21 protein-coding genes and 2 tRNA genes are annotated in these 26038 nt (G+C 55.2%); 17 read left to right on the top strand and 6 right to left on the bottom strand.

The features are described from left to right. The first annotated feature begins 157 nt into the window (after nt 1-157). From SRBAKS_RS11305 to SRBAKS_RS11260, 10 genes are all read left to right on the top strand, one after another. Nucleotides 158-766, top strand: a complete 609-nt coding sequence (locus SRBAKS_RS11305) for a TetR/AcrR family transcriptional regulator (protein WP_229590999.1) — start codon at nt 158-160, stop codon at nt 764-766. A 7-nt stretch (nt 767-773) separates the two neighbouring features. Next, the gene (locus SRBAKS_RS11300; protein WP_229590998.1) at nt 774-1295 is read left to right on the top strand and encodes a DUF2867 domain-containing protein; all 522 of its coding nucleotides are present in this window, start codon (nt 774-776) and stop codon (nt 1293-1295) included. A gap of 149 nt (nt 1296-1444) precedes the next feature. Continuing rightward, entirely contained in the window at nt 1445-2017 is a 573-nt protein-coding gene (locus tag SRBAKS_RS11295) for a TetR/AcrR family transcriptional regulator (RefSeq protein ID WP_229590997.1), read from the top strand. A gap of 32 nt (nt 2018-2049) precedes the next feature. Then, nucleotides 2050-3177, top strand: coding sequence for an efflux RND transporter periplasmic adaptor subunit (locus SRBAKS_RS11290; RefSeq protein WP_229590996.1), 1128 nt, complete (start codon nt 2050-2052; stop codon nt 3175-3177). A 218-nt stretch (nt 3178-3395) separates the two neighbouring features. Further along, on the top strand, nt 3396-6608 hold the full coding sequence (locus SRBAKS_RS11285; protein ID WP_229590995.1) for an efflux RND transporter permease subunit: 3213 nt from the start codon (nt 3396-3398) through the stop codon (nt 6606-6608). Nucleotides 6609-6893: 285 nt separating this feature from the next. Further along, on the top strand, nt 6894-7685 hold the full coding sequence (locus SRBAKS_RS11280; protein WP_229590994.1) for an HAD hydrolase family protein: 792 nt from the start codon (nt 6894-6896) through the stop codon (nt 7683-7685). A gap of 90 nt (nt 7686-7775) precedes the next feature. Beyond that, nucleotides 7776-9200, top strand: coding sequence for a DNA integrity scanning protein DisA nucleotide-binding domain protein (locus SRBAKS_RS11275; RefSeq protein WP_229590993.1), 1425 nt, complete (start codon nt 7776-7778; stop codon nt 9198-9200). Between the two features lie 3 nt (nt 9201-9203). Further along, nucleotides 9204-9425 (top strand): competence protein ComEC, encoded by a 222-nt coding sequence (locus SRBAKS_RS11270; protein WP_229590992.1) that lies wholly within the window; start codon nt 9204-9206, stop codon nt 9423-9425. Nucleotides 9426-9612: 187 nt separating this feature from the next. Further along, nucleotides 9613-12180: a methyl-accepting chemotaxis protein gene (locus SRBAKS_RS11265; protein ID WP_229590991.1), complete on the top strand. Its 2568-nt coding sequence runs from the start codon at nt 9613-9615 to the stop codon at nt 12178-12180. 85 nt (nt 12181-12265) lie between these two features. Further along, complete coding sequence (locus SRBAKS_RS11260; protein ID WP_229590990.1) at nt 12266-12430, top strand: hypothetical protein; 165 nt, start codon at nt 12266-12268, stop codon at nt 12428-12430. Here SRBAKS_RS11260 and SRBAKS_RS11255 read toward each other — a convergent pair. The 4 genes from SRBAKS_RS11255 to SRBAKS_RS11240 form a co-directional block, all read right to left on the bottom strand. Continuing rightward, nucleotides 12418-13527, bottom strand: a complete 1110-nt coding sequence (locus tag SRBAKS_RS11255; RefSeq protein ID WP_229590989.1) for a hypothetical protein — start codon at nt 13525-13527, stop codon at nt 12418-12420. The two genes, SRBAKS_RS11260 and SRBAKS_RS11255, sit on opposite strands and share 13 nt — an antisense overlap. Before the next feature lie 38 nt (nt 13528-13565). Then, a complete protein-coding gene (locus SRBAKS_RS11250; RefSeq protein ID WP_229590988.1) occupies nt 13566-14624 on the bottom strand; it encodes a GGDEF domain-containing protein in 1059 nt (352 codons plus the stop codon). Between the two features lie 643 nt (nt 14625-15267). Continuing rightward, nucleotides 15268-15531 (bottom strand): hypothetical protein, encoded by a 264-nt coding sequence (locus SRBAKS_RS11245; protein WP_229590987.1) that lies wholly within the window; start codon nt 15529-15531, stop codon nt 15268-15270. Between the two features lie 174 nt (nt 15532-15705). After that, complete coding sequence (locus SRBAKS_RS11240; protein ID WP_229590986.1) at nt 15706-16539, bottom strand: alpha/beta hydrolase; 834 nt, start codon at nt 16537-16539, stop codon at nt 15706-15708. Between SRBAKS_RS11240 and mobA the strand changes: the two genes are divergently transcribed. Genes mobA through SRBAKS_RS11225 form a run of 3 tightly spaced genes read left to right on the top strand, consistent with a single transcriptional unit; the run spans nt 16517 to nt 18918 of the window. Continuing rightward, nucleotides 16517-17218, top strand: a complete 702-nt coding sequence (mobA, locus tag SRBAKS_RS11235; protein WP_229590985.1) for a molybdenum cofactor guanylyltransferase — start codon at nt 16517-16519, stop codon at nt 17216-17218. The two genes, SRBAKS_RS11240 and mobA, sit on opposite strands and share 23 nt — an antisense overlap. A gap of 22 nt (nt 17219-17240) precedes the next feature. Next, nucleotides 17241-18272 (top strand): tRNA dihydrouridine synthase, encoded by a 1032-nt coding sequence (locus SRBAKS_RS11230; RefSeq protein WP_229590984.1) that lies wholly within the window; start codon nt 17241-17243, stop codon nt 18270-18272. Nucleotides 18273-18282: 10 nt separating this feature from the next. After that, the gene (locus SRBAKS_RS11225; RefSeq protein WP_229590983.1) at nt 18283-18918 is read left to right on the top strand and encodes a cyclase family protein; all 636 of its coding nucleotides are present in this window, start codon (nt 18283-18285) and stop codon (nt 18916-18918) included. An 83-nt stretch (nt 18919-19001) separates the two neighbouring features. Here the strand turns inward: SRBAKS_RS11225 and SRBAKS_RS11220 are convergent, their stop codons facing one another. Further along, entirely contained in the window at nt 19002-20267 is a 1266-nt protein-coding gene (locus SRBAKS_RS11220) for a phenylacetate--CoA ligase family protein (RefSeq protein ID WP_229590982.1), read from the bottom strand. 197 nt (nt 20268-20464) lie between these two features. Between SRBAKS_RS11220 and SRBAKS_RS11215 the strand changes: the two genes are divergently transcribed. Continuing rightward, a tRNA-Lys gene (locus SRBAKS_RS11215) sits at nt 20465-20540 on the top strand. A gap of 4 nt (nt 20541-20544) precedes the next feature. Beyond that, nucleotides 20545-20620, top strand: a tRNA-Glu gene (locus SRBAKS_RS11210). Between the two features lie 560 nt (nt 20621-21180). On the opposite strand, the gene rtcR is transcribed toward SRBAKS_RS11210, so the two are convergent. Continuing rightward, on the bottom strand, nt 21181-22788 hold the full coding sequence (rtcR, locus tag SRBAKS_RS11205) for an RNA repair transcriptional activator RtcR (protein ID WP_229590981.1): 1608 nt from the start codon (nt 22786-22788) through the stop codon (nt 21181-21183). A gap of 200 nt (nt 22789-22988) precedes the next feature. Here rtcR and SRBAKS_RS11200 point away from each other — a divergent pair, with 200 nt between their 5' ends. Together SRBAKS_RS11200 and rtcA are read left to right on the top strand one after the other, a co-directional pair. Beyond that, nucleotides 22989-24542, top strand: a complete 1554-nt coding sequence (locus SRBAKS_RS11200) for a TROVE domain-containing protein (RefSeq protein ID WP_229590980.1) — start codon at nt 22989-22991, stop codon at nt 24540-24542. A gap of 461 nt (nt 24543-25003) precedes the next feature. Then, complete coding sequence (gene rtcA, locus SRBAKS_RS11195) at nt 25004-26038, top strand: RNA 3'-terminal phosphate cyclase (RefSeq protein ID WP_229590979.1); 1035 nt, start codon at nt 25004-25006, stop codon at nt 26036-26038.

Genomic DNA, 26038 nt, shown 5'->3' with positions numbered 1-26038 from the left:
TAGTTTATAGCATGCTATGTCTTTGCCTTTGCTTGGCGTAAGACTGCCTGATTGTTTTGTGAATAGGAGCACTCCCGTTGATCGATCCACTTGACATGGAGGCTGGTATCTACTTAATGAACATGTTCAGTGAACGTGTTCATTGAGGAGATACCGTGTGGAGAAGATAGGCAAAAGAGACAGACAGAAGCAGGAGACCCGGCGACAGATTCAGGAGGCGGCGCGGTCTCTGATCACGCGGTGCGGGTACAAGAAAACCACCATGCGCGCCCTGGCCGAAGAGGCTGGCGTAGGGTTGGGGACCATCGGGTTGCATTTCAATGACAAGAAGTCGTTGTTGTTCTCCACGTTCTACGACGAGATCGGGGGCGTGGCGATCAAGGCGTTGGAGTCGGTTCCGGAAAACGGGAACCTCAGGCAACAGTTCCTCCATCTGCTCCGCGCGATCTATTCCTATTATGGGGAACACACCATATTTCTGCGGTCAGTCGTAAAGGAAGCATTGTTCGCCAAAGGGCAGTGGCGTGAAAAGTTCGGGGTGCAGATCGAGGCCATGATCGGTCTGGTGGCGGCACTCATCGAGGCGGCAAAGGAACGGGGCGAGGTTCGGCAGGACGTGAATCCGTATGAGCTGGGCCATGTCTGTTGGGCGTTGTATCTCAATACGCTTATCGGCGGGCTTTCCAGCGAGGAGTTTGATGTTGAAGCCATGGTTGCCCAGGTGAGCCCCCTGCTGGATGTGGTTTTGCACGGCGTTTTAGTGTGAGGTTCGTATGAATACCGAGAATCTTGGTTGGATGGAAAAAATGGCTGGTTTCAATGATGGTGTCGACTATGTTGAGGTCAAATCCGATGTCGGCTCCATTTCCTTGCGCGAGTTTGTTGCCGGGGTGTTGTCGTATCAGCCCGGCTGGATGCAGATGCTGTATCGAATTCGGACCTGGCTGCTTAGACTCTTGGGCCAAGGCAGGCAGGGAATTTCTGAAAAAGTACAGTTTTCACCGGAGAGAATTCCTATCCACCCTGGCGAAAGTGCAACATTTTTCACTGTTGATGACTCGGATGGGGAGACCTATTGGATAGCAACCGGAAAGGATCGCCACCTGGATGCAACAATCGGGGTCGTCGTCGAACCAATTGAAGGAGAAAGTGTGTTGCGTCGATATTCTTTGGTAACATTGGTGAAATATAAAAATTGGGCTGGGCCGGTCTATTTTACTTTGATCAAACCATTTCATCATATTGTTGTATATTGTGTAATGAAATCAGTATTATTCACAAAAAATGCACAATAGAGACATATACTGTGCGTTGGCATGCTGATAGATACAAACGAAGCAAATGAGTGTCGCAACAAGTGCTAAACACTGTTTACAAAGCCAAAATGTGTTGCTAGTGCGGATTCATGCGTACAAAAAATAGATGTGAGCAGGATAAGGAGCTGATGCGTCAGCGAATTCTGGATGCAGCCAAACAACTCTTTGTAAAAGAAGGGTTCGAGAATGTTTCTTTGCGAAGGATCGCGGGGAAAATTCAATACAGCCCCGCAGCGATTTACAGGTATTTCAAAAACAAGCGAGAGATTCTCTCTGTGCTCCGTGAAGAAGGCTTCGCCCGGTATGTCGCGCGTCAGGAGCGTGGGATGAAAGCGTACCCTGACCCTGTGGAACGATTGCGTATTGGCGGTAAGCGCTACATTGAATTTTCGCATCAGGAACCGGATTATTATCAGCTCATGTTCAGCACGGACTGTACGCAGGTTGACCTGGATGGCGAGTGGGCTGTCAGTTCGCGCATTACGTACACGATATTTCGTTCAACAGTGGAAGAGTGCATTGCCAAAGGCCATTTCGGTAGTGCCGATCTTGATACAGCGGTGTTTTCCCTGTGGTCCGGCGTACACGGTATGGCGCATCTCATAGCTACCGGACAGGCGAATATGCTCAGTGGAGGTTTGAATTTCGACACGTTATTGGACGCCATGATCGCGTTTTGGATGCGCCCTGGTAGTTCGTGATGTTTTCGATGGTTGTAAAGGCGGTGATTAGGATGAAATATGGTCTGAGAGTGTTTTTTGTTGTGGTGCTGCTGTTCCTTGTCGGGTGCGGCAGTGACCAGGTTTCTGAGGAGCCGCTGCCAGGCAGCGTTTTGGTGGAAGAGGCGCAGGTACGCGTTGAGTCTGTTTCGGGCGATGATGTTGAATCGATTATTCCCCCTGCTCCTTCGGCAGAGCTTCCACCGGAGCCACCAGCTCAACCCGGTGAGACCTTTGTCGCTCAATCGGCTGCACGGCGTGCTTCCCTGACCGGTTTCACTCGTGCCAGGAATTCCATGACACTGGTGACCGAGGAGTCGGGGCGGGTGCAAAAAGTCGTGGCCGATGTGGGTGATACACTGGATGCGTCCGGGGTGTTCGCCCAGCTTGATACGACCTTCATCAATCTGGATATCCGTTCCAACCGGACGGATCAGGAACGGTTGAAGTCTGATCTGGAATACAACAAGAAGGAAATGGAGCGATATCAGGCTCTGGTTAAGAGCAATAATGCGCCCCAGTCCACACTGGATTCCAATATACGGGAACATCAATCCGCCCTCCAGCAGCTCCGCTCAAAGCAGGTCGAAGAACTGGTGCTCATCGAGCGGTCGAAGCGTTTCTCGCTCAAGGGTCCTGCTGGCTGGAAGGTGGTCACGCGGTACGTTGAGCCGGGAGAATGGATAACCAAGGGGGAAGCCGTGGCCGAGCTCGGCCTCTACAAGGTCCTGCTGGTGCCGTTTGCCCTGACCAGTTCGGAGTACCGCGCCCTCATGGATATGGGGGAAACGGTCGAGCTCAGTCTCACCGATCTGGGTAAAACCATTCAGGCGCATGTGTTGCGCGTGTCGCCCGGGTTTGATTCCAAGACGCGCAAAATCAACGTTGATCTCGAAATTACCGAAGGAGATATCGAGTTTCGTGGCGGACTGCGCACCGAACTTGTCATTGATCTCCCGGATCCGGGCGGTGCGGTCGTTGTCCCGAAAACAGCACTCATCAAGGCGTATGAGGAATATTTCCTGATGACGCCGGACAATGAACGGGTGCGTGTGGTCCTGCTCGGCACGGCTGATGACGACATGCGTCGTGTTTCCAGCCCGGATGTTCGACCCGGAGACATTTTTCTCGCGCATCCGTGATATCCTTTAGAGCTGGTAAATGCCATGTGTGTCCGAGGGATACCGCAATGGAGCTGGCGAAAAATCTGCTTTGATAGCGAAGTGTGTACCAGTATGACCACCCTTCGAGTTGTCAGGCATGATGTGCTCAAGCACCGGTGACCTGGGCTTCCGAGCTGCACAACTGTTTGTGATTGTACGATAAAACAGGATATTGTGGGACTGAATGGAGACGAATAATGCATAAGGATACACCGGTTCAGAGTCTCATTCGGATGACCCTGGGGCAGAAGGTTTTCGTCAACCTGCTCTTTGTCATACTCATGGTTGTGGGTGTGTTCTGCACCTTTGACCTGCCGGTTGAACGGTATCCTGACGTACGCATGGGCAAGGTCATCATCTCGGGTTTTCTGCCTGGTGCCAGCGCTGACGAGGTGGAGACCCTGGTCACCCGCAAGATCGAGGATTCACTGGAAGATCTCGAGAACGTGGAATTCATCCGGTCACGTTCGTTCCGTCAGCGTGCCTCCATACTGGTGAAATTCCTGGATGATACCGACTACGACAAACTCTATGACGAGTTGCGGTTTAAGGTCCTGTCCATACAACAGGACCTGCCTGACGATATGGACCCACCGAGTTTCGAGGTTATCAGGGTTTCGGAGTGGCTGCCGGTCATTTCGGTCAATCTTGTGGGGGCCCGCTCCAACCGCGCCCTGACCCTCATGGCCGAAGAAATGAAGCTGCCGTTGCAGCGTATCCCCGGGGTAAAAGAAGTCGATATCAACGGCGAATTTACACGGGAATTTCATGTCTCCCTTGATCCGGGCAAGATGATGCGGCTGGGCGTGACCTTTGATGAGGTAGCCAAGGCACTCGAAGGGGCCAATGTCTCGGTTCCGGCTGGAGATTTCATCAGTGAATCCGGTGAGTATGTCATTGTCGTCGACGAGAAGTTCCGTTCCCGTGACGCCATCGCCGCCACGGTTGTCCGGCGTGATCTGGATGGTTCGTTCGTTACGGTGGGCGATGTGCTCAGCCATGCGGGCATGGCGTATCGAGATCCCTTTGTTATTTCCAGCGTGAACGGCAAGGACTCGGTGTCCATCAAGGTCATCAAGACCCCTGACGGCAACGCGCTTGATATCGGGGCTGCCGTGGAGCGAGTGGTTGCCGACTTCGACCCCATATTGAAGAAAGAGGGGGTTGAAGCGGTCCTGACCCAGGATCAGCGGATAAACATCAACGAGAACATCAGTACGCTTGGTTCCAACCTGCTGGTGGGTATCGTGATGGTCTGCGGCTGCATCTGGCTGGTCATGGGCTTCCGTAACGCCATGCTGACCACCGTGGGTGTGCCCTTCTCGTTCCTCGTGACCATGATCATCATGTGGTTGACCAACAACTCCATCAATGAAATCACTCTGTTTTCCTTTGTTCTGGTGTCCGGTATCATCGTTGATGACGCCATTGTCGTGCTGGAAAACATCTATCGGCATGTACAGGACGGCAAGGAGCTGAAAGAGGCGGTTGTGGTCGGTACAAGCGAAGTCTTTTTGCCAGTTCTTGCAGCTACATCCACTACGGTTGCCGCATTTCTGCCCATGCTCATCATGACCGGATCAACGGGTGAATTCTTCGCCTTGGTACCCAAGGCGGTATCGTTCGCCATCGCCGCCTCGCTGATCGAGTGCCTGTTCATTCTCCCGTCCCACTTTATGGATTGGCCGGGTGCCAAAAAACTCAGGGCACAGGCCACAGAGCATTTGCATACCAAAGATCCCCGGTTCATGGAGTGGCTGAAGCGATTCACGGATGCCATCCTTCAGGTTACCCTGCGGCACAAGTGGAAATCGGTGTCACTCGTGTTCTTGGCTTTTATCATGGCCATTGTCATGCTCGGGGTGTCTGTGGCCGGCATCATGCCCTTGATTCGAATCAAGTTTTTCCCTGATGAATATCACCTCTACTATGTCTCTTTGCAGGGACCTGTGGGTACGGACGTGTACACGGCTTCTGAAAAGGCAAAGCAGATTTCAGAGGTTATCAAAGGGTTTGGTCCGGGGACGACAAAATCGTGTTCCGGGTTGGGTGGCATGGATATCAATGAGGACTATGAGTCCGTCTTCGGTTCCAACCGCGCATTGGTCACGGTGGAGCTGCCCGCTCAGGGTGAGCAGGAGTATATCGATAACCCGGATAACGACCCGTTGCTGCTGCTGGATATCGTGCGCAAGAAGCTCGAACCGTATACCGCGGGTGGATGGAGCATGCATCTCTGGGCGGAGAAAGGCGGCCCCCCTGCTGGCAAGGATGTGAATATTCGCGTGCTCGGGCCGGACCATGAAGCGGTCAAGGGATTGTCGGACGATGTGTTCAACTGGATCAAGAACAACAAGGAGATCGCTCCCTATCTTGTTGATTTCAATACGGACACCGGGTCGGATAACCGGATATTCCGTTTCAGTCCGATGCCGAATCTGGTGTCGGAGTTCGGGCTGACCCCTGCTCAGGTCGTCTCTCTGGCCGGTGGTATTCTGGACGGGCGGTTCGTGGGTAAATTCCGGGCTGCGGATGAAGATATCGACCTGCGCATGAAGATCGACAAGCGGTTTCTGATGCAGCCGGAAGATGCGTTGGACATACCTATTCTGGAGAACGCCCAGGGGCCGGTGCGCGTGGGTGATCTGGTAAAGGTGGAAAGTTATCGGGAGCCCGGGCAGTTGAACCGGTTTCAGGGCCAGCGAGCCATCGCCCTGACGGCCAATATCCATGCCGGTGGACCGGTTAGTGCCACCAGTGTCGCCCATGACGTGAAGGCCTATTACGCGTCCATCCAGAGCAAGTATCCGGGGGCGACCATCAGCTTTGCTGGTGAATTCGAGTCAACGGGCCGGTCATTCACCTCGCTCATGTATGCCTTTCTCATCGCACTCATGATCATGTATACGATTCTGGCCTGCCAGTTTCAGTCCTATTTGCAGCCGGCGGTCATTCTGTCTGCCGTGGCGTTTGCCCTTATCGGCGTGGTTTTCGGGACGTTTTTCACCCGCTCCCTGTTCACGGTAAACAGTTTTATCGCGACCGTGGGCGTAGCCGGTGTCGTGGTCAACGATTCATTGGTGCTGCTCGACTTCATCAATCGACTGTATGCCCAGGGCTACAGCCGGGCAGAGGCTATCCGTGAAGGTGTGCGTATTCGCCTCAGACCCATTCTCATGACCACACTGACCACCACGCTGGGGCTGTTGCCCATGGCGCTCGGCATCCCCTACTACTCTTTGGTCTGGGGGACCATGGCCACCACCTTTGTCACTGGTCTGTGTGTGGCCACGACCCTGACGCTGATCGTCATGCCCCTTGAGTGGGACCTGCTCATGCGGCGCAAGGAACGCAAAGAGCGCAGGCGACAGGAAAAGCTCGGTGTGCTTGAGCAGGATGGGGGCGTGTAATATCTGAACTCGTTAGAATTACGGCTGTCTGTGCACTAGACTTTTTTTAGAGAAAATTTAGAAAATCTGAACTGCCTTGAAATAACGCACTTAATTATCATTCCCCTTAAGGGGTGATCCAGAGGTCTGGGGTTGTGCCCGGCCTGTGTTGCATGGAGCGATAGATGACCGTAGAGGGCTTGTGACGCCTTTGCCGTAATCGGCATTGCGCGCATGCAATCGGTTGCACCGTTGTGCCTGTCAGGGTAGTCTGCCCTTCAAACCCTGAACAGAAGAGGAATTGCCATGGCCGTCTACCCGTCCGTGACCCTGTTGGTTCGCGATGTCAAAACATCCGCCCTTTTTTATGAAAACGCCTTGGGTTTTACCCATGTCAACGATGGCCTGCTCCTGGGGGCGTTCGGCCAGAGCCTGCGCCTGATGGAGGGCCGCGATACCGTGGCGGGAGGCTGTGTCATCTTGACCTTCGAGGTGTCGAATGTGCTTAAAATTGTTGATAAAATCCTCTCCCATGGTGGTGGGCGAGCCGAAAAGCTCATAGGCCACGAGCCGCTGTATCTGGGGCTGGACGGCGAGGTCATCGCGCTCAGGGAGCGAGGCATCCCCGGCGCAGAGCGGGTCAAGCTCATCGTCTACGACTTTGACGGGGTCATGACCGACAATACGGTGACCGTGGATCAGGATGGACATGAGGCCGTGCGGGCCAATCGCAGTGACGGGCTGGGCGTGGGCCTGATCCGCACCCTTGGGGTGGAGCAGGTCATTCTCTCCACAGAGACCAACCCCGTGGTCCGTGCCCGTGCTGAAAAAATTGGCCTTGAGGCCTTCCATGGTGTGAGCGACAAGGGGGCTGCGCTGCAGGAGCTGGCCGCTCGGCGGGATATTGCCATTGGCGATGTCCTTTATGTGGGCAATGATACCAATGATTTAGAGGCCATGAACCTGGCAGGATTCACGGTCGCTCCCCATGACGCCCACTCAGCTATTCTGGCGTTGGCCGACTTTGTAACCACTGCCTCCGGCGGTCATGGAGTCATTCGGGAACTGGCTGACGTGCTCATTTCCGCCCGCAAGTAACCACCCTCCCTCTGGACATTGTTAAGACTTTTGGCCTAGGTTCGGGAGAGTGCCCGGAACAGGGCTGACTGCAACATTCTGGAGCGGGGAATGTCTGAAGCATCGTTTGAGAGCATTTGCATATTTCATATTTTGGATGGGCTTCGTGTCGGGTTGTCGCATTTTTCCCAGCAAAGTCGCGCTGCGGTCGTGTACGCCGAAACACAGGATTCACCTCCGCGAATATGTGACCCGCAGGGATTGCTGGATGGGCATGAGCCCAAATTGCGCGACTATTATCTATACTCCTCCAAATGGCGTGGTCAGGAAGTGACCGGTTCCGCCATGCCGCTCATCGATGAGGACGAAGCAGCGCTTGATTTGTCGGGGCTGATTACGCTGGGCACCCGTTCGAGGTCCATGCAGTACCAGATGTGGTTTACGGAACAGCATCCCAACATGTGCTCGCTGGGACCGACCAAGAGTTGGCTTGAATATGCCGCCGGGCTTATCTCCCAGAATTTCGAGACACGCAACGTCATGAGCCTGGACACAGCCGGGTTCATGCTCCAGCATTGCGCCAATCACGCCATCAGGGACTATATCGTGGACGAGCGGTCCAGATATGGCTGGCTGGACACGCAGATCCGTGTCTATCCCTTCCTGGACGCCATTATCGGGGTGTCCGGTACCAAGGAGGAGGGCGCGTGGCCGCGTGGACGTATCGTGGTGGTAGAGCCGAGCCAGCTTGATCAGGTGCGCTTTGTCTGCCGGTTCCCTATCCATGAGCAGCCACGGCTGGCGGACACCAAGCATGTGCGCAAGCTGCTGCAGGCCGTGGAGGATTCCGGGCGCGTGCTCGTGTCGGATGGTTCCACCATGCTCGGCATCGCCATCGGCCCCATGCCGGGGGCGTATCTGGCGGCCCAGTTCTCCGGTACCCATGGATTTCTGTGGATCAAAAACGAACTCGTATGCACCTTTTCGGACGGACGGTTTCATTCATCCAACCTCAAGGCCAATCTGGTCCAGCTTGAAGAACAGCTTCTGGAAACCGACATGAGTATGGAAACGCAGCACACCCTGCTGCAGATCGTTTCCCTCATGGTGAACCGGGTGCGTGACCGCAAGCATGGGTGTACTCTGGTGGTGGATACCAGCGAGGACTCCTTTGTCATGTCCGGTCAGCATTTTGAGGAACCGCTGGACTTGCAGGACTCCAGCCAGCTCAAGCTCGCCTGCTCGCTGGCCAAGCTGGATGGCGCATTGCATATCTGCCATGATCTCAAGCTGCACGGGTTCGGCTGCCTCATGGACGGACGGAGTGTTCCCGGCGAAAACCGGGCGCGCGGTGCCCGGTTCAACTCGGCCCTGCGCTTTACGGCCGAGCACGAAGACATTGTGGTGGTGGTCGTTTCCGCAGACAGGCCCGTGTCCATCATTAAGAATGGCGTCGAATTGACCGCCCTGTGCCATTTTAGCCAGATCGGCGGTTTCAAAAGGCCCCCGCTTCTGCAAGAGTGGGTCATGTCCTAGGCCATGACTGCCAACTGGATTGCCGACCCTGTTTTCTGGTGTATCGCCATGCCCGCCCTGGCGGTTTCCGGCCTGCTTGCCCAGATGATCATGTCCCTGTTCCGCTGTTGTGGCGCCTTCAAGATCCAAGGCAAGGCCATACAGCTCAAGTGGTGGATGATACCCGCCACCGCCGTTCTCTGCGGTTTGTTGTGGTTGTTTGCGGTCCTCTCGGTTTTTTTGTGAAAAATTAAAAACAAGACCCCGTAATAGTTACTACTTTTATTGTCACACAAAGAACTGCGTATCTTCACACAGGTGTGACCTTCCTGTAACAAATCGGGTCGTTTAAATCCCCTGCGACAGTAGGGTTCTTCTCCGTCAGCCGTAAATTCGTGCGGTTTACACCGGGTCACGGTGGAGGAGAACACCCATGAAACTCAGCATCAAAATACTCATATTCTGTCTGTTGATCGGGATCGTGCCCCTTGCGGGCATGGCCAGCTACAGTCTGCATACCGCATCCAGGAGTCTTGAAGTTCAGGCCTACGGCAAGCTCGCCATGCTCAGGGAGGCCAAGCTCCATGACATGGAGGAGCTGACGGAAACATGGAAGAAGGATATTCGCATGTTTTCCGAGGCCAAGTATGTCTACAGCGCATTGGTTCGGTTGCGAGATATCGTTTTTTATGAAGCCAAGCCTGGTCAGCGCATGGATGTGAACAATGAGGATTACGCGCATGCCATGAATCGGGTGGCCAGTGATTTCAGCCCCTGGGTCAAGGTTCGGGGGTATGCGGACGTCCTGGTTCTGGATGATACCGGCCGGATCGTCTTTACCGCAGCAAAAGGGAACGAACTGGGTGAGGACATTGTCGGCGGTTCGCTCAAGCACAGTCTGCTCGCCAGTATCTGGAAGCGGGCTCTCAACGGAGAGACCGTCATTGTCGATTTTCACCCCTACTCACCACTGGAAGGCGTTCCCTGCGCGTTTATCGCCGCACCGATCAGGCGGTATGGCAAAGAGATTGAGGGAGTCGCCATGCTCCGTATCCCCATTGAGTCCGTGGACGCCGTCATGAGTACCCGTGCCGGTATGGGGGAGACTGGAGAGGCCTATCTGGTGGGCGCGGATGCACGCATGCGGTCCGATCTTTTTTCAGACCCGGTTCACCACTCCGTGATCAGCTCCTTTGCCGATCCGGGGCAGGGTGACATGCAGTCCGAATCCGTCCGCCTGGCCCTGTCCGGGAAGAGCGGCAGCATGGAGACATCGGATTATCGCGGAAAAGACGTCCTGGCGGCGTATGCACCAGTTTCTGTGGGGGATACCGTCTGGGCCCTTGTGGCCAAGGTGGACGCGTCCGAGGCCATGGAGCCGGTACGTCAGCTTGAGAACGCGGCTTATGTGGCTGGTGCGGCCTCATGCGCGCTTATTGTACTTGTGACATTCATATTTATTCGTTTTGCCCTGCTCAGCCCGCTCAACCGGTTGCGCGGCTATGCGGGCCGGGTGGCCGAGGGCGATCTGGAGGCCACGCCTGAAGGCGCGTTCTCCGGTGAACTGCAACAGGTCACCGGGGCCATTGAGCAGATGGTCCGCACGCTGGCGGAAAAGATGCAGGAGGCGGAAGCAGCCTCGGAGATGGCCAGGACACAGGCGGCAGAGGCCGAAAGTGCGCTTGCCAAGGCCGAGAGTGAACGCAAGGCCCGCACAGATGCGGCCAGGGCCCAGCGGGAGGGCATGCTCCAGGCCGCAGGCATGCTGGAAGTCGTGGTCTCGGGTATGAAGGAAGCCTCCGCCATCGTGAACAGCGAGTCCGGACGTATCAGGGACGGCGCCGACAGTCTCAGCGGTCGAGTCGAGCGTACGGCCGCTTCCATGGAGCAGTTGGCCTGTTCCATTCGTGAGGTGGCCCGCAATGCCGAGGTCGCTTCCGCAGACACGGAAGCCGCCCACCAGCGCGCTCTCGAAGGGTCGGAAGTGGTCCGCCGGACCGTGCATTCCATCGGCGACGTCCACACCATTACCGAACGGCTCAAGGAGCAGGTGGCCAGTCTCGGTACCAAGGCGGATTCCATCGGAAAGATCATGAATGTCATCTCGGACATTGCCGATCAGACCAACCTGCTGGCTCTTAATGCGGCCATTGAGGCGGCTCGGGCAGGAGAAGCCGGGCGGGGATTCGCCGTGGTGGCAGACGAGGTCCGCAAGCTGGCTGAGAAGACCATGGACGCCACGCGTGAGGTCGGCGGGGCCATTGCCGCCATCCAGTCGGATGTGCGCGAGAATATCAAGAGAATGGATTTGGCTGCCGAGCGGGTGGAAACCGCCAACAGTCTGGCGGGCGAGTCCGGGGATGCCCTGAACGAGATCATGGAGTTCTTTGATTCGACCTCACAGCAGGTTCAGTCCATCGCGGCTGCCTCCACCCAGCAGTCTCTGGCTGGCGAGGAAATCAATGTCGCCGTGAGTGAAGTGGACGAGGTGTCCACGCAGACCGCTGAAGCCGTTGCCGAGACAGGTGTGGCCATCGGCGAGCTGACCGAGCAGATTCAGACCCTCTCCAAGCTGTATGGGTTGTTCATGCTGCTGGGTGACGGCACCATGCAGGACAAGGTCGCGTCTCTGGCCAAGGCCCCGGATCTGGTGACCATGAATCCGAGCAAGATCAAGAAGGTGCTGGACAGGACCGTCCAGCTCAACCCGAGTCTTGAAATGGCCCGGGCCATGGATGTTCGAGGTGTGCAGGTCAGCGATTCCGCCCTGGCGCATGGTGCCTGCCTGTCTGCGAATTGCGGCAAAGGGGCGGACTGGTCTCAAAGCGACTGGTTCACCGAACCCATGCGTACCGGGGAGACATTCATCTCGAATATTTATCATTCAGACGTCATTCAGGACTATTGTCTGACTGTTGCAGCACCCATAAAGGACAAGACCGCTCGTGTCGTGGGAGTACTGGCCGTGGATGTGCGGCATGGCGACACAGAAGAGGCCTGATCCTTTTCTCGACTGTCATGGAGTTGGCGTGAGAATGCCCCATTAAGGGCGCGTACCTTTGAATGCTAGAAAGGGGGTGCGTGTCATGATCTGGATAGGAAGAAAACGGTATTCGGACAATCATTACGCAGCAAAGATAGCTGAAATCAGACGCAACGTGCAGCAGTCCACATGGAACATGGTTCTGGTGGCCGGAATCTCGGTCCTGATGCTGATCATGGCCGATGCTTCCAGCATCTATTTCATGTAGCGACGACCCGCGAGAAGAAGACACCCCAGAAAGGCCAGGGCTGCAAGGGCAATCCATGACGCCGAAAGCCCCTGTTCGTCAGGCGCCTGTTCTGGCGCGTTGACAACACACGCACCGGGGATGGCTGTCATGCCAAACCGGGCCAGGGCTGTCCCGTCGAGGACAACCTCTGTTGGGACAGGTTCCGGCAGCATCTCATTCACTGCCTGGCCTGATCGGATATCCAGGATGATATCGGCGACCTTGCGACCGACAGCCGTGCCTGACACCACGACGCCGCCCACTGCGCCCGAACCCAGCAACGTATCCGTTATCAGGAAGACAGGTGATACGGATCGTCTTTCAATCAGTGATACGATCTGTTGATTTTCCACCATATTCCCCTGCCCGTCTTCGGTGTATCCGAGAAACAGCACCACGCCGGCTTCCGGCACACTGGCAAGGACGTCGCCCATGATGGCGAGGCTCAGGCCCGCATTGTCACCCGGTTCATATCCGGGGAACAGGATCTGTGCCCTGTCCATGTAGGGTTTCATGGCTGAATCCGTGGTTGCCCGCAATGTCCGTCTCTGGTCATCACTGATGACCACAACGAGTCTGGTGTCGGGCTTGAGCGTGAAGATGAGTTCGAGGTTGGCGGCGATGTCCTGTTTAAGCGGCACACCGGTGCAGGGGCCGCACTGGTTGAGGACAGTGGGGTCGGGCCAGTCCATGGAGCAGAAGATGACAGGCACGCCGGGGAAAAGGTCTTCGCCGAATTTGCGGGCAAAGGCAAAAGCGGTTTCACCGTTGGCAACCACGGCCAGAGGAGAGGAGGGGGGCTTTTGGGCCAACTGCTCAAAGACCTCTTCGAAGTGGTCTTCATCCAGCGTGTCGCCACCCAGAAATTCCTGTCGGATGGAGGTCTCATTGCCCAGGGTGTTAGACAGGCCGGATTCGATATTGTGCGTCCATTGCGTGGGCAACGCTTCACTGTGCAGGATCACCAATTCCTGTTTCGCGGCATGGCAGACCGCAGGGAGTATCAGCCCGATTCCTAAACAGAGAATGGATAATCGGCACCATTTAACCAGCTTTTTATATTGCGGATATTCCATCGTCAGTTTTCGATAACTGTCTTAAATCTGTTGTGGTCTCAGCTGATTTCAGGGGCTCTGCGGACCTGATTGCGTCCGGTGTTCTTGGCCTGGTACATGGCCTTGTCGGCCGCGCCGACCAGTGAACCCGCGTTCCATCCCTTGTGCATCTCGGCGACACCGATGGACACGGTGAATCGCAGGGAGTGCTCGGCAAGCTGTCCGTCGGTGCGAATGCGGAAATCATAGTTTTCCACATCGGCTCGGATGGCTTCGGCCTTGATGCTCGCCATCTCCTGGGTAAGGCCTTTCATGATGATGACGAGCTCCTCGCCGCCGTATCGGGCGGCAAAGCCGCTGTACTGGATGGCATGAGCCGTGATGATGTGCGCCAGGGCGCGCAGGACATCGTCGCCCGCCTGATGACCACAGGTGTCATTGACCGTCTTGAAGTGGTCCACGTCGATCATCATCATGGACAACGGTTCGCCGGTATTTTCGTACTCCATGGCTGCGGCCTGGAGGAATATCTCCAGAGCGCGGCGGTTGTGCAGGTCGGTCAGCAGCGGGTCGAAGTTGGCGGTCTGTTCGAACTGCTGCGCTTTTTCATTGAGCGCGCGGGCTTCTTCCTGGAACTCGACAATGAGTCCCTGAAACATTTCGCGGACCTTGGAGATGATCAGTGATTTTTTGTTGCACTCTTCGATGACGCTGACGGTCTCATCCTTGAAACTGTCGAGCTTGCTCTGGTGGCGTTCGTGGGATCCCTGCATTGAGGCGACGATATCGTTCATCTCGTTGAGCAGCAGGGCGGCGGACCGTTTTTCCTGGGCAAGGGCTTCTTCCAGCTCCAGCGAGCCGATGTTCTGCATGATATACATGTCGAGCATCGCGATAATGGTTTCAAGGTGCGTGTCGGAAAAATCCTTCTGAGCGAGCTGCGTGCATATTTCGCGTTGGATTTCGGCCTTTTTCTCTTCCGTATATACTGTTAGTTTTGTCAGTAGGTTGCGGACGAAAAGTATGATGGCCATCCAATCGGCGTCGTTCTGGACACCATTGGTTTTTATTATATTCGTTATCTGTTCAACATCAATGCATGCGCCGTTTTCCGTCATGATATAGTCCATCCGAACAAGTTGTAAATTGCGTGTCTTTTCTCCAAGTCATTGCGTACGCAAAGAGAATCCCCGTGGGGGATTGTTAACACTGTTTGCTTAAATAGTGTCAAGGTAAATGAAAATATCGTGAAGAATGGGAGGAGAGATACGCACAAGAAATGTGCGCCGGGCCGGATTCTCCGGCTTTGTATCAGGGCCTGACATTTCAAATTATACACTTTATGACGGCCTGATGCGTTTATTTGTGGCGCACGTTGCTCTTTCTTGGAGTGTGGCGACTCAATTCGCCATATGTATTTTCGAAGAAATCGGTTTCTATTTCCTCCCACCCTCCGTTATTAGTTCAATCCAACCCCGTTTTCGGGTACCCAGCCTTTGATTCATTTATACCCTTTGCAGAAAGTGCGCGCAAGCGTTTCCGGCCCGAAAAAGGGCCGGGGGCATGCAACATACAGTCTCTATTGAAGATAAAACTGAAGATACTTTTCAGAGGGCGTCACGTCACCGCGCAGGGACACAGGAAAAAGAGAAGATGTAATTATGCCAATCTATTACCTGCCCATACAAAAGGCAAGCACAAAGTCGGACATGCCTGTCTCAGGCATGTCCGACCAATGAAAATTCACGGTTTCGGCAGTGATTAATCGTCTTCAAAAGGGTCGCTGATAAGGTCGGCGACCTTGGCGGCGTCCAACAGGTGTATGGCACCTTCCTGGGTGGCCAATTGGGCACTCAGGCCGGAAAGGCTGTTTTCCGCTTCACGGGCCTCTTCGCGGCCAAGGTTTCTGGCCACTGCGTCCATGGCATCGTCCAGTCCTTCTGCGGCACGCGCCTTCAGTTCCTGTATGCGTTTGCGGGAGACCGTATTGGTCTGCACCATCTGTGTCTGTTCAATAGCAGTCATATGTGTTCCTCCTTGCTGGCTGGAGGACATACAGCAAAAGCCATGCGCTAATTAAAATAGGATGTTAATTCAGGGTGTTGAATTTTCGACACGGTGAATGGTCCGGCATCTTTTTCCTACTTTCGGGGAAATGGGCAGGGTTTTGATCGTCGGGTGTGTGTCGTGGACATCCGCTTATTGGGCCAAGGTCGCCAGGAAGCTGTCCAGTGCCCCGGCATAGGACTGCCCTGTTTCAAGAAACCCGGTATTGTGGTCGCCCTGCAGTTCGGCAAAGGATTTTCGGCCCTTGTACCTTGTAAAGAGCCTGTGCCCCAACGTGTATGGCACCACGTCATCGTCACGGCTGTGCAGGAATAGGGCGGGGACGTCGAGTGCGCTCAGCGCGGTCTCGCTGTCATACTGATACCGGGCCAGGTATCGCACGGGAAGCCACGGATAGAGAGAAGCGCCCATGTCCGGCACCGAGGTGAACGTGGATTCAAGGATCAAGCCCGCCGGGAGCGTCGCGTGGGTCTCTGCCAGCTCTGCGGTCAGTGCTGTCGCGACTGCCCCTCCCAGACTTCGTCCGAACAGGATGATGGAGTCGGGGGAGACTTTCCGGTTCTCGACGAGCCAGTCCCAGGCGGCCCGCGCATCAGCCTGTGTGGCGGTCTCACCCGGTTCACCATGGCTCTGGCCATACCCCGAATAGTCATAGATGAGCACGTTGAGCCCGAGGTCGTGAAAAATGCGGAGCGACTCCAGCCTATGGGAGATGTTGCCGCCGTTACCATGGGAAAAAAGCAGGGTGAAGCGGGGATGCTCTACGGGGAGCCACCAGCCGTGTATTTCCGTGCCCAGCCGGTTGGTCAGACGAACGTCTTCAAAGGGCAGTCCAATTTCGTCCGGCGTGGCCACCAGCGCCTGCCGGGGCAAATAGATCATCCCCCGCTGGGAAAAATACATCCAGACAATGATGGCGCCATAACAGAGCGCCAGGAGGCCGATGAGTTTGAGCGTCGTCCACATGGAGGGAGCATACACGCTTGCATCCCGTTTGTGGACCCTTTCAATTTGTCACGGCTTGATCTACCGTGCGGTCATGGACATCGCAGGTATCATCTTGGCCGGAGGGCTCGGCTCCCGTATGGGGTACGTGAAAAAGGCGTTCATGGAAATTGGCGGTCGGACCGTGCTGGACAGGCTGCTGGCCGTGTATGTACCGTTGTTTTCTGAAATCGTCATCTCGGCCCGGGACAGGGCGGACTTTGCCGGTTACGGGCATGTGGTTGCCGAGGATCGCTTTGCAGCCCGCAGTTCCCTGACAGGCATCCATGCGGGGTTGGACGCCATGACCGCCTCCCACGGATTCATTTCGGCGTGCGATGCCCCGTTCGTGCAGGGTGGGCTGATAGCGCTGCTGCTTGCGGAAGCGACCCCGGACATGGACGTAATCATCCCCATCAAGGAAGACGGGTACATGGAGCCGCTTAGCGCGGTGTACTCCAAGCGGTGTCTCCCGTTTATCGAGGACCAGCTCAAGCGCGAGGACTACAAGATCATCCGCTTTTTTGATCAGGTGCAGGTCAAGACGGTTCCGCTCGATCGTTTGGCCGCAGGTGATCCGCATCATGTTTCGTTTTTCAATGTCAACGGGCCTGACGATCTGGTGCAGGCCGAGACACTGGCCCGGGACCTCGGCCTGTAAGCATACCATGACTGCCTCGCACATGTCTGAACGTCCCTCTTTGGACGAACGCCTGAACCGTCCTCTTTCCATTGGCGGCAAGCCCGTGGCAAACCGGCTGTGGCTCGCGCCCATGGCCGGGCTGGGGCATATCGCCTATCGCCGGTTGCTCGATGAATATGGCGGATGCGGTCTCATGTTCACGGAGATGTGCAGTGCCAAGGCCGTGCCCACGGAGAACAGAACCGTTTCTCCGGTCTTTCGTTGGCGCGATGAAGAGTTGCCGCGGCTGGTCTGCCAGATAGTGGGCGCCACCCCTGAGGAACTGATACCGGCGGCTCGGCGTGTGGAGGACGAGGGATTCTTCGGCATAGATATCAACATGGGGTGTTCGGCATCCGGGGTTGTGAAGCGCAACTCCGGGGCAGCCCTGCTCAAGGATCCGGTCGCGGCGCTGGCCGCTGTCGAGGCGGTGCGCAAAGAGGTATCCATCCCGCTGTTCGTCAAGTTCCGTACGGGCTGGACCCCGGATGTCGGGCCTGCCGTGGCGCTGGCGCAGCAATTCGAGGCCGCTGGTGTGGACTGCCTTGTCTTTCATCCCCGTGTGGCACCGGACAAGCGGACCCGACCACCGGCCATCGACCATATCCGCGTTATCAAGGAAGCCGTGTCCATTCCGGTCTTCGGCAATGGCGATGTGGTCCTCCCTGAAGAGTGTCTGTCCATGCTCGACAAGACCGGGTGTGACGGCGTGTCCATTGGCCGCATGGCCATGGCCCGGCCCTGGCTGTTTGCCGAGTGGACCGCCGGCTTCGAGCCGTCTGCAAGCGCCTTTCGTGACTACGCCCTGCGGCTGGCCGATCTGCTTGATCATTACTATGACCCCATTCGCGCCTTGAAGCGGTATCGGCTCTTCACCATTTATTTTGCGGCCAATTTCAAATACGGTCACAGTCTGCAGACCCGATTTCTCGGGGCCAAATCCATGGCCGATATCCGTGCCGTGGCAGATGAGCATATCAAGCCGGGCATGCCGCTCACCAGGCGTCCCAACATGAATATGTACAGCATTTAGCGAGGTTTTCATGCACGCCATTGACCTGAGCCATGTGATCCACACCGGTATGCCGGTCTTCCCCGGTGACGACGAACCCAATGTGCGGCGGACGCATTTCGTGAAGAAACACGGCTTCGCCCAGACTGTCCTGACCATGAGTACCCATGCGGGCACGCATGTGGATACGTCCGGGCATCTCATGGTGGATGCGCCGGGACTGGATTGGCTCGGACCGGACAATTTTACGGGCTGGGGTGCGGTTGTGGACCTTTCGGGCCTCGGCAAAAAGACCATGGATCAGTCGGATTTTACCGCGCTTGCTGATATCGACGTGCTCGATTTCGTCCTGATCCGTACCGGATGGGACGAATACTGGAAAACTGACCGCTATTATGGTGACTTTCCCGTCCTTTCCCCCACTGCCTGCCGCTTTCTGGGAGGTCTCGGCCTCAAGGGCATCGGGCTGGACACGCCGTCGCCGGATCCGGTGGATTCTCGTGATCTGCCTGCGCACAACGCGTTGTTCAACCATGGCATGGTCATCGTCGAGAACCTCACCAATCTGGCAGAACTGCCTGCTGAAGGGTTTATCTTCAGCTGTCTGCCGCTCAGGATAATGGACGGTGAAGGGTCTCCTGTCCGCGCAGTGGGCCTGACATTGTAAAAAGTGTCTGTTGTTGCCAACAAGAAACACCCGCATCGGTCAGACCGGTGCGGGTGTTGTTGTATTGCGGGCTTGCTGAGAGGTTAGTCCCAGGTGCGCTTGTCTTCGATGGGGCGGATCTGCGGGGGCAGGGTTCCGGGTGCCAGCACCTTGAGGATCGGACGCAGTTTGATCTTCTCGCGGAAGAGGTGGAGCAGTTCATCTTCCTGATGGAACTGACCGGCCTCGATGGACAGGATCATTTCGTCGATGCCACCGGGGTTGGTGACTTCGATCTGCCAGCGCTTGACCTCTTCGAAGCGGGCCATGACCTGCTCGACCTGATGGGGGTAGACAAACATGCCCTTGATACGGGCTGTGGTGTCCACACGACCGACGATGCCGCCCAGACGGGGGCTGGTACGGCCGCAGGCGCAGGGTGAGCGGTCCAGATAGCCCAGATCGCCGGTTGCCAGACGAATGAGCGGGTAGGTGCGGTTGAAGGCGGTAACAACGATTTCGCCGACCTCGCCGTCCTTGAGCGTGATGCCGGTGTCAGGGTGGCAGATTTCGACATAGGCGCGGTTGGAAAGGTGCAGGCCGTTTTTGTGGAAGCATTCGTAGCCGATGCAACCGACGTCTGCGGTGCCGTAGCCCTGACGCATGATGCAGTCGAACTTCTTCTCCAGGGTGGAGCGCATCTTCTCGGAGAATTTTTCGCCGGTAACGAAGGCGACCTCAAGGAAGAGGTCCTTGCGCAGCGAGAGACCCATTTCCTCGGCTTTCTGGGCCAGGTGCATGAGGTAGCTCGGCGTACCGACATAGCCGGTGACACGCAGCTTCTGCATGATCTCGATCTGGGAGTTGGTGTTGCCGGGTCCGGCAGGCACAACGGCACAGGCCAGGTTGCGCAGGGGTTCTTCGAACATCAGACCGGCCGGGGCCAGGTGATAGTTGAAGGTGATCTGCGACAGATCGCCGGAACGGAAACCAGCGGCATAGAAGCCTTCGGTCCATCCCCAGTAATCCTCGCTGCGATCTTCGGGGTCGAAAATCGGGCCGGGAGAGAGGAACACGCGCTGCAATTCGCCAAGATCCTTGGTCAGCAGGCCGCCGAGACGGGGGCCCATGGACTGCAGGAATATGAGTTCCTTTTTCTTGATGATGGGGATATGCTTCAGATCGTTCAGCATGCGGAACTTGTCCACATTGAACTGTGCGCGGTCGAACCGCTTCTTGACGTCCTCGGAATAACGGTAGGCGTAGGCGAGCAGCTCTTTGAGTTGAAGCTGATAATATTGCCTGCGTTCTGACTCGTCGAGAACCTCGCGGCGGGAGTAAATTCCCTCAGTACGGTCTTTTCTTGTCATATGTATTCTCCTTAAACTGCTTTTTTCGCATTTTTATTAGGGAGCGGGACTATAACATAGCAGAATAATTTTGCAAGAAAAAAATTAATTCTTCTGGTATCTCAAGTGGTTATTGACCCAATAGCCCAAAAAACTAATTCCGAATTTATGCTTGACACCCAAAGGTCAAATAGATAGAGATACCATCCTTGGAACACGGGTCGTTAACTCAGTTGGTAGAGTATCTGCCTTTTAAGCAGAGAGTCACTGGTTCGAGCCCAGTACGACCCACCATCCTGTCCCCATCGTCTAGTGGCCTAGGACTCCGGCCTCTCACGCCGGCAACAGGGGTTCAAACCCCCTTGGGGACGCCATGAAATTTCAACTGGTTACGCTTCAGTGACCTTTGATATAGTTAGCCTGGATATACTAGGTGGATATAATCCCCCCAGAACTCGTACTTCTGGGGGGATTGTTCATTTATTGCCTTTCACCAATATTCACAATCTTGCTCCTAGTGGATGCCTCTGCAACCTCAAGCAGGTTGTCGAGATCCAACCCGAATTTTCTCAAGTAGCGCTCAGTTGTTGAGGGTTATCGTGCCTAAGCCATTTCTGGATGCTCCTTAAAGGGGCCTTAATTTTGGGCAAGATAGCTCCTGACTTCTATTTTAAGCCTCGTGTTCTTTGCAATGATTACCTTATCGCGAACCGAGAACAAGATTTTACTGGTGGTGAATGGGGAAATGCTTCTCCTCTCTAAAAGCAAGGAACTGGAGGCGACGCAAATCAGATTTCATGGTCACTCTGAAGTTTAGAGACGCTGATGAGCCTATCAAATACATCAGGATGTTTGATAATAGGGCAAAGACAGAATACCAAAGATTTTTGAATTATCTTGGGTGGAAATAGCCACAGCCCCTCCCCGACCTGTTTTAGCCAATTTGGCTATCCGCCCAAGAAAGGCCGTATTTCTTCAGGTATTTGGTGAGCCGATCAGCATCGTTGGCGCTTTTCTTTTTTGACCTGGAAACAGCGAAAAGAGTGCGGCCTGCCTGTGAAAGACTTTTGCTTTCCTTGCAAACACGTAAAACCTCGCCAAGTTGAGCCTTGTCGAACAGATCAAGCTGGCTGGTTCTCTCGCTTCCAAGGACCTCTTCAACTATATGTGCTGTGTCGCTTCGATTAAGCCGTGAATCCTGCCCCCAGAGCTGCCTCAGGCGTTCGACTTCCTCCATCAAGACATCAACGGTGATCCTCCCTCCCTTTGATAGGGTGGACATGCGGGTCAACGCACCGCCGAGGTCGCGAAAATTGGCCTTCCATGCAGCCTCAGGAGACATTGCGAAAGAAAGAAACCGCTCACGGGCCTCCTTGTTGAAGGTGATTCGCTTACCGGTATCACGGGCGTACCTGTCCAGCTCGTATTGAACGTTTGGCTCGATGTCTTCCGGTCGATCCTTGAGTCCGGGCATTCTGAATGTCCACAAGTTGATCCTGGACAGCAGGTCCTCTCTAAAATTTCCCTTAGACACTTCGTATTGCAGGTCCCTGTTGGTACCGCAAATAAGCTGGAATGCACTTTGTTCTTCCCTGTCTGCGCCAACTGGGAGGAATGTCTTTTCTTCGATGGCTCTCAAGAGCATGGCCTGTTCATCCAGGCCAAGTTCTCCCACCTCGTCAAGAAACAGAAGCCCCCCGTCTGCAGCACGGAGCAGGCCCTTTCGGTCGGTGACGGCTCCGGTGAATGCCCCTTTTTTATGGCCAAACAGGGCAGACATGGCCGCGTCGCCACGTATGGTGGCACAGTTGACCTCGACAAAATTGCCAGAGATGACGCGCCTGTTTCTTTTCAACTCGTATATGCGTTTTGCCAGTGTTGACTTCCCCGCGCCTGTCGGTCCTGTGAGCATAATCGGTTCGGCAGAGCGGCTAGCCACTTTTTCCAAACGTTCAATGAAAGAGTTGAATTCCGCATTGCGCGTCTCGATGCCCGCTTTGAGGAATGAAATATCGTCCTTGGAGCGCTTTTCAAAGCGCATTGCAATGGAGTCGTACTTGGACAGGTCCAAATCGACTATGTAGTAGCTGCCCACACCTCCTTTCTTGCCCTTGGGTGGCCCCGTCTGAAGCAGACGTCCAGGCATTTGGCGCGCTTCGGTAAGCAGGAAAAGGCATATCTGGGCGACATGTGTGCCTGTTGTGATGTTGACGAGGTAGTCCTCCTCTTCTTGATTGAAGGGAAACTGCTCGCTGAAGTCCAACAGGGTCGAGAAGACTTCTTCGAAGTCCCACGGATCTGTAAAGTCCAGAATCTGCGGGACCACTTCTGTTTCAGGCGAGACCAGCCGAATATCATCACTTATGCACTTGGCTAACTTGCTGTGGCTACGACCGTGCAGCAGTATTAGCCGGTCAATGAGCAGATCTTCATGCTGGCATATTGAGACTGTTGGCCGCCAGTGACTCCAGCGTCCGGCTCCTTTGCCCGCATCCAGGGTGGTTCCGAGCAAACTGAATGCTACCGTCCTCTTACTCTTCATTATTATAAATCCTTATACATTTGTATAGCAATTGCCCGTTTTATATCTGCCTTTTAACGGTTTAGCAAATGTCAGTTGAAAAAATTTCCTAAACAAATTCGAAGGCATGGATACATTCTTTAGATTTTATTCCAAGTCTGGCACGGCTGGTGCTTTAGCCATGCAAATCGCGAAACGAAAATGCGCAAGGAGAAAAAGATATGGCAAATACTGAACTGTTCAAGACTATTGCTGGAAAGTTTGTTCCCCCGACCACCGGCACCAACAACGCTGGTGCCGCTGCTTATACCTTTGACCCCAAGCACACCCTGGCCCAGTATGTGGCTACCGGCACTCTTGGCGGCACGTTTTACGCTTCTGCCCGGGACGAGCTCGACTCCGTGCTTGAACTGGTGAAAGAGGTTGAGCCGGAGTTCGTTGCAAAGGCAGCGATCTACAGCCGGGAAAAGGGGTTCATGAAGGATATGCCCGCCTTGTTGTGCGCATGGCTGTCTGTGACCGCACCTGGATTGCTGCCTGTGGTCTTCGAGCGTGTCATTGATAACGGCAGGATGCTGCGTAATTTCGTTCAGATCATGCGTTCTGGCGTAGTCGGAAGGAAGTCTCTGGGCTCCCGCCCGAAACGACTGGTAAGAAACTGGCTGGCAGACCACTCGGAGGACACGCTGTTGCGGGCTTCGGTGGGCAATTCGCCCTCATTGGCGGACATCATCAAGATGGTGCATCCGAAACCTGAAGACGAGGTCAGGGATGCATTTTACGGCTGGCTTATAGGCCGCGATGTGGATCGCGACAAACTGCCCGCCCTTGTTAGAGACTATGAGGATTATAAAGAAACAGGACAGGGAAGACCGCCTGCAGTGTCTTTTCAGATGCTGGCTTCGTTGGATATTGGCAAAGAAGAGTGGACTGAAATTGCCCGCAATGCTGGTTGGACCATGACCCGTATGAACCTGAACACCTTTGCCCGGCATGGCGTATTCGAGAATCCGGAAATGGTTGCAATGGTAGCCAAACGACTGGCCGACCAGGACGAGTTACGCAAAGCACGTGTTTTCCCGTATCAGGTTTTGTCGGCCTGCGTGGCCTGCGGAGATGAGCTTCCGGGTGAAATCCGAGAGGCTCTACAGGATGCTCTGGAGTACTCTCTGGAAGCGGTCCCGGCTTTGGGCGGTAAAGTCTATGTCTGCCCCGACGTTTCTGGTTCAATGGGCATGCCTGTGACTGGGTACCGGGCAGGGGCCACCTCGGCGGTTACTTGTGTTGACGTGGCCGGACTTGTTGCGGCTGCCGTGCTCCGTAAGAATCCAGAGGCTGAAATCCTGGCATTCGATTATGACGTGGTCCCCTTGCAGATTAATGCGCGTGACAGCGTGTTGACCAATGCGGGCAAGTTCGGAGCTGTCTGGGGGGGCGGAACCAACATCAGCGCACCGCTTGAGAGTCTTAACAGTCGTAGGGCTAAAGGCGACATGGTCATCCTGGTGTCGGACAACGAATCATGGGTTGACGCTGACAGCGCCCATGGCACTGAATTGATGCGCCAATGGTCATTGTTCAAGAGACGCAACCCACAGGCCCGACTGGTCTGTATGGACATTGCTCCGTACAACACCACGCAGGCCACGGAGCGCGATGACATCATGAACGTCGGCGGATTCTCAGATACGGTGTTCAACCTCATCGACATTTATGCCCGTGGGCTCCTGAATGAGGAGCATTGGGTCGGAGTCATCGAGGGAGTTGAATTGTAAAAAATGATTGGAACGAATGCTGATACGAGTACATGTTATCCCCTCGTATCACCCCTTGTCGTTCCTGCTGAATGAGTTTTTCGGGTGGATGCCTGTTCGAGTACATGTCTAGCCGGTTCGATTCCGGTGCCCGGTCGGCAACCGGGAAGCCTCCACGGCAGGAGTGGGTCCTTCGAACACCTTTTGCCACCCGACTTGAAATTCAAACGGTGAATGTCTGCTCGACTGCATCTGGACTGCCGGTTCAATTCCGGCCGATCTCCCGAGTCCGGGAGTGGAACATCGGACATCCCTTGCCGTCCAAAGGATAAAAAGTGGAAATTGAACATGCGGCGGATGCCGGAGAAAATACATCCTACACCCGACAGATAGGTCGGCTATGCCTCTATCCCGGGCCTTTTCTCCCCCCTCTTGCCGCCGCTCTGTTCCATGCGTAAAGATTCTGCATGCAGGAGATTTGAATGATTGATTCTTTGAAAATAGACGGAAGCTTTGGTGAAGGGGGCGGTCAAGTTTTACGCTCGTCCCTGACGCTTTCCATGGTCACAGGCAAGCCCGTTCACGTCATCAACATACGTAACGGCCGCGCAAAACCGGGACTCATGCGTCAACACCTCACAGCATTGAAAGCCGCAGCCGAAGTCTGTGGAGCCGAAGTCCAGGGACATGTCGTAGGTTCAACAGAAATACGGTTCTCCCCCGGCCCGATTCAAGGCGGTCACTACGATTTCGCCGTAGGCACTGCCGGCAGCGCCGGATTGGTGCTCCAGACCGTGCTCCCGGCCCTTTTGTTGGCGGAAAACACCTCCACCATCACCGTGGAAGGCGGGACTCACAATATGGCCTCACCGCCTTTTGATTTTCTTGAGCGGTGTTACCTGCCTGCAGTGGAGGCCATGGGGCCTTCATTAAAGGTGCATCTCAAGCAATACGGTTTTTACCCTGTCGGCGGGGGGCGTTTTACCGTGAACGTGACTCCTGTGGAGCAACTGCGTCGAGTGGAGTTTCTGGAATCCGCAGATTGCAAGCGTATTTTGGCCCGGTCCTGTGTGGCACGGATTTCCAAGGACATCTGTAAGCGAGAGCTCGAAATCGTCAAGGAAGGCTTGGGGCTGGCTGAAAATGACTGTTCTGTGGAGTTCGACCTGCCCTCACCTGGCCCCGGCAACTACCTCTTTGTGGAGGTGCACTCAGAGAACGCCCTGCCCGCCTGCTTTACCGCTTTTGGCCGCAAGGGCGTCACCGCCGAACAGGTAGCGGCAAAAGCTGTGAAAGATGTCAAAATGTTCTTGGACAGCGGGGCGGTGGTAGAACGACAACTGGCGGATCAACTGCTTCTGCCCATGGTATTGGCAGGTGGCGGCAGCTTCCGGACCACCAAACCGTCTATGCACACATTAACCAATATTGAAGTTATCAGGCAGTTCATCGACCTGCCCATCGAAATAAAGCAAGAGAGCGAAGGCGTCTGGCGCATCGACCTCGGTAAGGAGTAA

The organism is Pseudodesulfovibrio sediminis, assembly GCF_020886695.1.
Taxonomy (GTDB): domain Bacteria; phylum Desulfobacterota; class Desulfovibrionia; order Desulfovibrionales; family Desulfovibrionaceae; genus Pseudodesulfovibrio; species Pseudodesulfovibrio sediminis.
The sequence above is the reverse complement of the archived record's forward strand: the minus strand, read 5'-3'. Positions and strand labels throughout refer to the sequence as shown.